Consider the following 2,107-nt stretch of genomic DNA (forward strand, 5'->3'; position numbering starts at 1 on the left):
TCGCAACGCTCCAAACGTTGCTTTCAGACCGGCCAGATGCGATTTCATGTCCCAAATACCGAGGTGAATAATCCAGGGTACAGTCTGTTATGCCGGTTGCCAGAATTAGAGGTTCTGCCCGCTGTTCGCGAACTGGGCATGGGGCTGATCGTTTGGAGTCCACTGGCTGGTGGCTTGCTCGCGGAAAATATCCTCCACCCGGATGATGACCCGAACAGCCGCCGCAGCCAGGCCGCCAAGCAGCTCAGTGAGACACAACGCACGCAGCTGGAAGGCTACGAAGCACTTTGCCAGGAGCTCGGGGAAAGCCAATCCACCGTCGCCCTGGCGTGGTTATTGCAAAATCCAGCCGTCACCGCTCCGATCATCGGCCCACGTACGATCGACCAACTGGAGGCCGCGGTCCACGCGCTCGACGTTGAACTGACACCAGATGTCTTGGCGCGTTTGAATCAGCTGTTCCCAGGTCCCGGCGGCCAGGCGCCACAAGCATACGCATGGTAAGTAAGTGACCGGCCAAGTGCGCCATCGTACGCCCAGCCCAAACTACCTGCCCCACCATCCCGCGGGCTTCCGCACCCTCAAGTCAAATCAGTTGCGTTTCGCCTCTTTTGCGGTTACATTTACGGCAAAGGGGGCGTTATTATGTTAGATGTTCAAAGTAGTCTCGCCAATTTGCAGTGGACCGTGGATCACCATTTCCTGCACATTCAAAATCAGCATCCGTTCATGCGGGCCTGGGCCGTTCAATTCGAACTGGCTTACACCGATTTTCGCGTGATTCAACTGGCCCTGCAGCTGGCCGGTGAGCATGACCTGCTCGCCCAATTCACAAAGATCTATGACCAGCTCTATACTTTTGAATACGCATTTGCGGCAGATGGCCTCGAGGGGTTCAATGCAAAATTCGGCGATCAGCTGACGACCTATGCGGACACCGTGAAGGCCTTCGACGCCATCATCCCCACTATCGCGGCGCACCAAGTCACCAACAACTGACACGACTGAAAGGAAGACCAACATGAAGATCGGCTTTATCGGCACGGGCATTATGGGCACCGGCATCATCAACAATCTGCTCAAAAAAGGGGAAGACGTCACTGTCTTCAACCGCACCAAGGCGCATGCGGCCGCGGTTCTGGCGAATGGCGCAAAATGGGCGGCCTCCGCCAAGGCTGTTGCGGAAGCCACCGACATCACGTTTTCGATGGCGGGTTTTCCAGCAGACGTCGAAGCGATCTATTTTGCGCCTGAAGGAATTCTGGCCGGCACCCACCCAGGTCAGGTTGTGGTCGACATGACGACGAGCACGCCGGCGCTAGCGGCGCGCATCGCCGATGAAGCGGCCAAGCAACAGGTCGTGGCCCTTGACGCGCCTGTGTCTGGCGGTGATATCGGTGCGAAAAACGGCACCCTGACGGTGATGGTCGGCGGCGACCGCGCTGCCTTTGCCACCTTGCAGCCGATTCTGACAAAAGTCGCCACCAGCATCACCTATTTTGGCGAAGCCGGCAAAGGGCAACACGCCAAAATGGCAAACCAGATCATGATCGCCGGCACCATGACCGGCCTCACCGAGATGCTGGTATACGCCCAGGCGGCCGGGCTCGATCTCGCCGCGGTGCTGAAAACTGTTGGCGGTGGTAGCGGGGACAACTGGAGCCTAGAAAATTATGGGCCGCGCATCCTCGCCGGGGATTACACACCCGGATTTTTCGTCAAACACTTCGTCAAGGACCTGGGCATCGCACTGACTGAAGCCGATGCGCTGGGTATTGAGTTGCCCGCTACGCGCGAGGCCAACCGCCTCTATCAAGCGCTCATCGATGCTGGGCAAGGCGATCTCGGAACGCAAAGTCTGATCACCACCTACGCCAGCTGGCACGACCTTGCGTAACTAAACCAAGTCAGCGCGTCCGCTCCAAAGCCACGAAAATCACAGAACCACGTAAAAAAGCCGGCGCATTTGCGATAATCCCTTTGTGGTTGTCAGATGAAATACAATAATTCATCTGGTAATCATGGAGGGATTTTTGTATGCCCAGATCAAAGCACACAGCCGAGGAGAAGCTTGCCATACTAAATGAATACCAACAGTCAGGTCTTC

At 56.6% G+C, this 2,107-nt stretch carries 4 protein-coding genes; 3 read left to right on the forward strand and 1 reads right to left on the reverse strand.

From position 1 onward, the window contains the following. Window positions 1-36: 36 nt before the first annotated feature. The 3 genes from JUE67_RS12560 to JUE67_RS12570 all read left to right on the forward strand — a co-directional run bounded on the left by JUE67_RS12560 (window position 37) and on the right by JUE67_RS12570 (window position 1,897). Window positions 37-504 (forward strand): aldo/keto reductase, encoded by a 468-nt coding sequence (locus JUE67_RS12560; protein WP_203637191.1) that lies wholly within the window; start codon window positions 37-39, stop codon window positions 502-504. 141 nt (window positions 505-645) lie between these two features. Next, window positions 646-999: a hypothetical protein gene (locus JUE67_RS12565; protein WP_203628652.1), complete on the forward strand. Its 354-nt coding sequence runs from the start codon at window positions 646-648 to the stop codon at window positions 997-999. A 22-nt stretch (window positions 1,000-1,021) separates the two neighbouring features. Next, window positions 1,022-1,897, forward strand: a complete 876-nt coding sequence (locus JUE67_RS12570; protein ID WP_203628651.1) for an NAD(P)-dependent oxidoreductase — start codon at window positions 1,022-1,024, stop codon at window positions 1,895-1,897. A 10-nt stretch (window positions 1,898-1,907) separates the two neighbouring features. Here JUE67_RS12570 and JUE67_RS12575 read toward each other — a convergent pair. Then, window positions 1,908-2,107, reverse strand: a 200-nt coding sequence (locus tag JUE67_RS12575) for a hypothetical protein (protein ID WP_203637192.1), incomplete at its 5' end; no start/stop codon positions are given.

The sequence above is a fragment of the Lacticaseibacillus mingshuiensis genome, assembly GCF_016861785.1.
In the GTDB taxonomy this organism is placed as follows: Bacteria; Bacillota; Bacilli; order Lactobacillales; family Lactobacillaceae; genus Lacticaseibacillus; species Lacticaseibacillus mingshuiensis.